This is a genomic window from uncultured Salegentibacter sp., from assembly GCF_963972535.1.
Classification (GTDB): domain Bacteria; phylum Bacteroidota; class Bacteroidia; order Flavobacteriales; family Flavobacteriaceae; genus Salegentibacter.
In genome coordinates this window covers 1-6,128 of the sequence record NZ_CAXAVR010000136.1, presented here as the reverse complement: position 1 = coordinate 6,128, position 6,128 = coordinate 1, and the positions used below count along the sequence as shown (strand labels likewise).

Genomic DNA, 6,128 nt, shown 5'->3' with positions numbered 1-6,128 from the left:
AGATGGGAAGGTTTAAAAGCAAAACCCCGGGAAGAAGGATTTTATAAAGGAATGCTTCCCATTATGAAAGATATTCTGCGACGAGACCGCAATCCCAATATCTTAAAGTTTGCCAGCTCCAGAATCTGCCCCAGTTGTAAAGGAGCACGTATTAAGGCTGAACATCTGGATTACCAATGGAAAGGTCTGAATTTCCAGGAATGGATGGATTTACCTTTAAATTTTTTATACGAAAGCCTGAAAAACAGGAGTTTAAAAGATGGAGAACAGCTTTTGGTAGATAAGATTTGTACGCAGTTGTTCGACCTGATACGACTTGGGATGGAGGAATATCGCTTGAGTACTCCCAGTACCGAAATTTCTTCGGGAGATGCACAGCGTATAAAACTCATAAAACAGGTAAACAGTAGCCTGCAGGGAATTCTCTATGTTTTTGATGAACCTTCCATCGGTTTATCGGAGGAATATCAAAACTATTTACGCCATATTTTGAATCGGTTGATAAAGCGCGGTAACACGGTTATGGTGGTAGAGCACGATTTAAATTTTATAAGATCTGCCGATTGGATAATCGAGTTAGGACCCGAAGCCGGGGCTTACGGGGGAGAAATTCTTTTTAATGGACCGATTAAAGAGTTTTTAAATGCCGAAAATTTATCGAGTCCAACCCTGGCTGAAATACAAAAAGAAAATTCAAAAGCTGAAGTCGAACCTGTAAAAACCTCAGTAGATGCATTTTCTCCCAACGCTGGAGAATTAATCGTTGCGAACAGAAAATCATCTGAATTTCTTCAAAAACTTTCGGTATATTCAAAAAAAGAAGGTTTAAAGTTGCTTACGGTTTCAGATCAACCTATTGGTAAAACCCCCAGAGGTAACCCCGCCACTTATACCGGCCTGGCCGATAAAATACGCGATCTCCTAGCAAAATCACCGGAAGCCAAAGCTCTAAAATTAGCTAAAGGTGCCTTTTCTTTCAATAATAAGCGCGGGAGATGCGAAACCTGTGAAGGGGCAGGTGTGATCACACTTTCTATGAATGTGTTGGGTACTATTAATCAGGTTTGTCCTACCTGCAACGGCCAGCGCTTTAAGCCGGAAGTTTTGCAGGTGGATTGGAAGAATAAAAATATTGCCCAAATCTATAACCTGAGTATAGCTGAAGCTTTTGAGTTCTTTACCGGCGAAAATAAAATCACTAAAATACTTGCTTTAATGTTGCAATTAGGCCTGGGTTATATTACACTTGGCCAGCCTTCAAATACCCTGTCTGGTGGCGAAGCACAACGAATTAAGCTCACCAAACATTTTGCAAAACAATCTAAAAAAACACTTTTATTGTTGGAAGAACCCAGTATTGGATTACACCAGCAAAATGTGCGCCAGCTCCTAAAAGCTTTGCATCAGCTTAAAAATCAAACCGCGGGAATTATTTGCTTTGAGAATCATCAGCTTTTTCAATCTTCGTGTGATATCCTGGTAGAAAATAATAATAAAGCTTCCTTGCCGGAATTTAAAGAATCACCAGACCAACGAAGAGATACTATTGCTGTAAAAGGAGCTAAAACCCATTATTTAAAGGACCTGGAAGTAGACTTACCCAAGAATCAATTATCTGTAGTTACCGGAATTTCGGGATCGGGTAAATCTTCTTTGGTGATAGACACCCTGCACGGTTATGGATTACAGGAAATGACCAAACAGTTTTCGAGTTATCAGCAATCCAGGGTAGGAGTTAATTTTCAGTTTGATGTAGATTATATTGAAGGGCTTACTCCAACTATTTGTGTTACCCGTAAAGAAAAAAGTTTTACAGAACGCTCTGATATTGCTAAACAGACGGGAATAGATAAGATCTTACGCTTTGCTTTTTCAAGAAAAGCACAATACGAAGGAGAAGAATTATCTGCCAGCCATTTTTCTAACAATCACGAATTGGGAAAATGTGCTGTATGTGATGGGATGGGGCAAGAACTGCTGCCCGATTTAGATAAAATAGTCCTGGACCAAAATAAAAGTATTACCAACGGTCTTTTTGAGCATAATAAATCCCTGGCTTATTACGGTCACGCAAGCAGCCAGTACATGGCAATTGTAAAGGAGGTGGGAGCTCAATATAATTTTAATTTGGAAACCCCTTTTAATGAGCTAAGTCACGAGCAAAAAGATATTCTTATTAATGGAGCAGGCGGAACTGTATGGAAGGCCAACTGGCAGTTCAAAACCAAAACCAGGGAAGGCATTCAGGAGGTAAGTATGAAATGGGAAGGGCTTTTCCATTACTTAAAAGATGAATATTATAAAACCCGGAAAAATAAAAATATTGAAAAGCTAAAAGCCCTTTTTTCCCTCAACGAATGTAGCCGTTGTTCTGGAAGTGGATTAAAACCGGAAAGATTATCCTTTAAAATTGGAGGAAAATCTATTCATGAGATACGGTCAATGAACTTTAAAGCTTTGGAAAACTGGCTTTCGACTAATTCCAGGCTAGATGAAATGGATCAAAAACTTATATTTAGGATTCAGCCGCATTTAATTAATACTATTAAGCGCGCAAAGCAGTTGCACATTGATCATCTTCAATTAAACCGAAAATCAATGACGCTTTCCGGCGGAGAAAATCAACGAGTAGCGCTTATCAAGCAGTTAAATAGCCCGCTTAAGGGTATTACTTATCTTTTGGATGAACCTTCAGCAGGATTGTCTAATAACAATATTCCCGACCTGGTCAATATTCTCAAAGAACTCGTGGAAAAGGGGAATACAGTTATTGTAATTGAGCATAATAAAGAGATTATTCTGAAGGCTGATAAACTAATTGAAATAGGACCACAGGCGGGAAAATTAGGCGGTTATCTTACTTTTCAGGGAAATTCGCAAGAATATTTGAAACGAAAGGATTCTCATTCTTTTTTAAAAGAATCTTCTCAACCAATTATTTTAAAAGAATCAGAGAAAACTATTTCCTTCCGAAAAATCTCCAAACATACTTTAGTGAAAGCTGCTCTGAAAGTGCCAGTTGGTGGCATTACAGCTATTAGCGGTAAATCTGGAATAGGAAAAACGACCTTAGTAAAAGACATCCTGATTCCGAGTATTGAAACCGGAAAACCGGTAAATTGTGAAAGCATAAAGTTCCCAAAAAAGTATTCAGGAGCGCATTATTTTGAGGCTAAAAAACTTAGAACCCACGCGAATACCTTATTGGTATCTTATTTAGATCTACTAAAGGAAATAAGTAAAATTTTTGCAAGCGAAACAAACTTAAAACCCCGGGATTTTTCATATAAAACAAAAACCAGTCAGTGTGCCAACTGCAAAGGAAAAGGCTATCTGGAAACCAGCCTGGATGTAGCTGCCAATACCATTGAAAAGTGCGAAGTTTGTAAAGGGAAACGTCACCAGCAGCATATTTTGGAACATACTGTAGATTCAAAAAATATTGCTGATGTACTCGCCTTTAATCTACTAGATTTAAAACAATGGTTTGAAGAAATGAAGGTTTCACAGAAAAATATTTCATTTTTAAATCAGATGGAGAAAATCGGTTTGGCGCATCTGCACTTAGATCAGGCTGTACAATCACTTTCCTCGGGAGAAAAGCAACGATTATTACTTTTGAATTGGCTGCAGAGTCCGACTACCAATGCTCTTTATATTCTTGACGAACCCAGCACCGGATTGCATTATGCCGATATTGATCTTTTGTTTGAAATACTGAAAAAACTCAGTAAAAACAATGATTTATTAATCATAGATCATAATCCATATTTGTTACAAAAGATTGGAGTTGGAGTGGTTTTAGAATAAAATTTATGACTGAAAAATCTTTTCTTTTTTCCTTAAACTTCAGGATTTTTTCTATTTTTAAACTGTTTTTAGTGATTTCTATGAATCCTAATTAGTTAATAATTCAAATTCATTCAATTTTAAAATTCCCTTACATTAATGAATAAATTAGTTGTTAGCAGGAGATCGGAATGGGCCAACAGGGCCAGAAAAATCGGATTATATCTTAATGATAATAAAATTGATACCATAGGAAATGGAGAATCAAAAGAATTTACATTGGAACCCGGAGATTACAAATTGAAAGCAAAAATTGATTGGTGTGGGAGCCAGGTTCATCATTTTGAAATAAAAGAGAATGAGGTAACAAAAGTAGAACTTACTGGATTTACCCAAAATAAATGGGTGCTACCTATATTGGTATTTATTCAAATGATTCTTCTTGTTTTATCATACATTATTGAGATAAATAGTGTTTTAATGATCGCTTTCTCTACGTGTCTGTTAATTTATATAATCTATCCAATTACTTTTGGTAAAAATAATTACCTCAAATTAATCCCAGGATAATTAAACCCGGAACATTCAGCATAATTGATAAATTCTAAAAGATTTGATAAAAATGAATAAAGTAAGAATTACCGGTTTAGGATTATTAGCAATAGGCATTAGCTTAATTTCCCTGCTTGAAGGAGATTTAGCCGGCCTATCTGGCGGGTTATTAACAGGTTTGGGAATTGGTTTATTGGTAACCGGCCGTTTAAGATTTCAGAAATAAGTGCTCACATTTAATTTTCTTCAAAAGAAAAAATAGCTTCTATTGGCAATTTAAAAAGCCTGGAAATTCTAAATGCCGTTGGCAAACTGGGGTCGAATTTCTCTTTCTCTATGGCATTAATTGTTTGCCGCGAGACCCCAATAATATCTGCTAAATCTTCCTGGGTATAGCTATTTTCGGCTCTTAGTACTTTTAATTTATTTTTCATGCGTAGCGTTTGGTATTTACAGTGACCAAAACCAAATAGGTTAGGCCTATAAATATTACCAGGTTGCTTATTTCGGCATTATATGCAATTAAATTGGTGGCATCAAGTAGAGAATAAGTTAAGCCAACTACTACCGCTAAGCCTAAGGTTAAAGCCAAAGATTCTAAATGAATTTTACGCTCCAGCTCATCAAAATTATTGAACATTCTCCGGTTCGCAATAATCATTAAAATTCCGTGCACAAAGTTTACCGAAACTGCCAGTGTGGTTAATACACTATGATCGTCCCAAAAGTATTTGGGGCCAAAAGAGGCAAGGGCAAGGGTAGCCACCCAGCTCCAGGTCCAAATGGCAAGGTTGTAAAGATTCTTTTTTCGTTCTGCTTTCATTTTTAATGTAATTAATAGTTTACTTTATGTAATGTTTACTTTACAAACATACGCAATTAATTTAAATGTAAAGTTTTATTTACATAAATTTCTTTGAAATTCAGAAAAAGAATGATGTTAAGGGATAAATTAGTATCTTAAATTCTAAATAATTCTCCTAATGAAAAGAGTATTTCAAGTATTAATATTATTTCTTGCTACAGCGGCTATGGGGCAGGATTCAGAAAATCAAAAGGAAGAACAGATAAAAGAACTTATTGAAAATTCTTTTCAAGAAATATTTTCTAATATGGAGCCTCAAGCGCTTGAGACTTATTGTACCCCAGATTTCTTACTCCTGGAAACGGGGGAAGTTTGGGATATGGAAAAGATGAGAAATTATATTAAAAAAGCGAGGGAGCAAAAATCACAGGTGAAAAGGATTAACTCTTTTAATTTTATTGAAATAAAAATTGAAGGAAAAATGGCCTGGGTGGCCTATCACAATAAAGCCGAATTTATGTCTGGAGATGAGGTAGTAAGGGAAATAAATTGGCTGGAAAGTGCCTCTGCCATTCTCACTAATGAAGGTTGGAAGCTTCAGCTTCTTCATTCTACCATAGCGAGCAAAGAGTAATAGTAATTTGATGCTGGCAGTATATAGCTTCGGTTTAAATCTCAATTATTTGATGAAAATAATTTTCAAAGCTTTCTTTCACTATCTTTACCCGGTTAATGCTAAACTATTTAGAAATTATGGCAAAAGAAAAATCACCTTCAAAGAATTCGGCTAAAAAAGAACCGGTTTTGAGTTTAAAGGAAAAGCGTGCTGCTAAGGCCGCAAAGAAAAAGAACAGAAGTTAATTAGATATTTTATTAAAATTTATTAAAAGAAAAGAGGCTGTCTAAGACAGCCTCTTTTTATATAGTTTCAAAATATTTTACTTTTTCTTAGGTTCAAAAACCGGTAATAATTGGCTGCTTA

At 35.9% G+C, this 6,128-nt stretch carries 6 protein-coding genes; 4 read left to right on the top strand and 2 right to left on the bottom strand.

Going from position 1 to position 6,128, the window contains the following annotated elements:
- From AACZ30_RS12445 to AACZ30_RS12435, 3 genes are all read left to right on the top strand, one after another.
- Positions 1-3,810, top strand: a 3,810-nt coding sequence (locus tag AACZ30_RS12445) for an ATP-binding cassette domain-containing protein (RefSeq protein ID WP_339649700.1), incomplete at its 5' end; no start/stop codon positions are given.
- Between the two features lie 138 nt (positions 3,811-3,948).
- The gene (locus AACZ30_RS12440; RefSeq protein ID WP_339649699.1) at positions 3,949-4,359 is read left to right on the top strand and encodes a hypothetical protein; all 411 of its coding nucleotides are present in this window, start codon (positions 3,949-3,951) and stop codon (positions 4,357-4,359) included.
- Positions 4,360-4,411: 52 nt separating this feature from the next.
- Complete coding sequence (locus tag AACZ30_RS12435) at positions 4,412-4,567, top strand: hypothetical protein (protein WP_339649697.1); 156 nt, start codon at positions 4,412-4,414, stop codon at positions 4,565-4,567.
- A 10-nt stretch (positions 4,568-4,577) separates the two neighbouring features.
- Here the strand turns inward: AACZ30_RS12435 and AACZ30_RS12430 are convergent, their stop codons facing one another.
- Positions 4,578-4,775 carry a helix-turn-helix transcriptional regulator gene (locus AACZ30_RS12430; RefSeq protein ID WP_075327418.1) on the bottom strand — a complete coding sequence of 66 codons (198 nt, stop codon included), beginning with the start codon at positions 4,773-4,775 and terminating at the stop codon, positions 4,578-4,580.
- On the bottom strand, positions 4,772-5,164 hold the full coding sequence (locus AACZ30_RS12425) for a hypothetical protein (protein ID WP_208226113.1): 393 nt from the start codon (positions 5,162-5,164) through the stop codon (positions 4,772-4,774). Before AACZ30_RS12425 ends, AACZ30_RS12430 begins: the two co-directional genes overlap by 4 nt.
- Before the next feature lie 160 nt (positions 5,165-5,324).
- Here AACZ30_RS12425 and AACZ30_RS12420 point away from each other — a divergent pair, with 160 nt between their 5' ends.
- Positions 5,325-5,780, top strand: coding sequence for a DUF4440 domain-containing protein (locus AACZ30_RS12420; protein ID WP_339649696.1), 456 nt, complete (start codon positions 5,325-5,327; stop codon positions 5,778-5,780).
- The last annotated feature ends 348 nt before the right edge of the window (positions 5,781-6,128 follow it).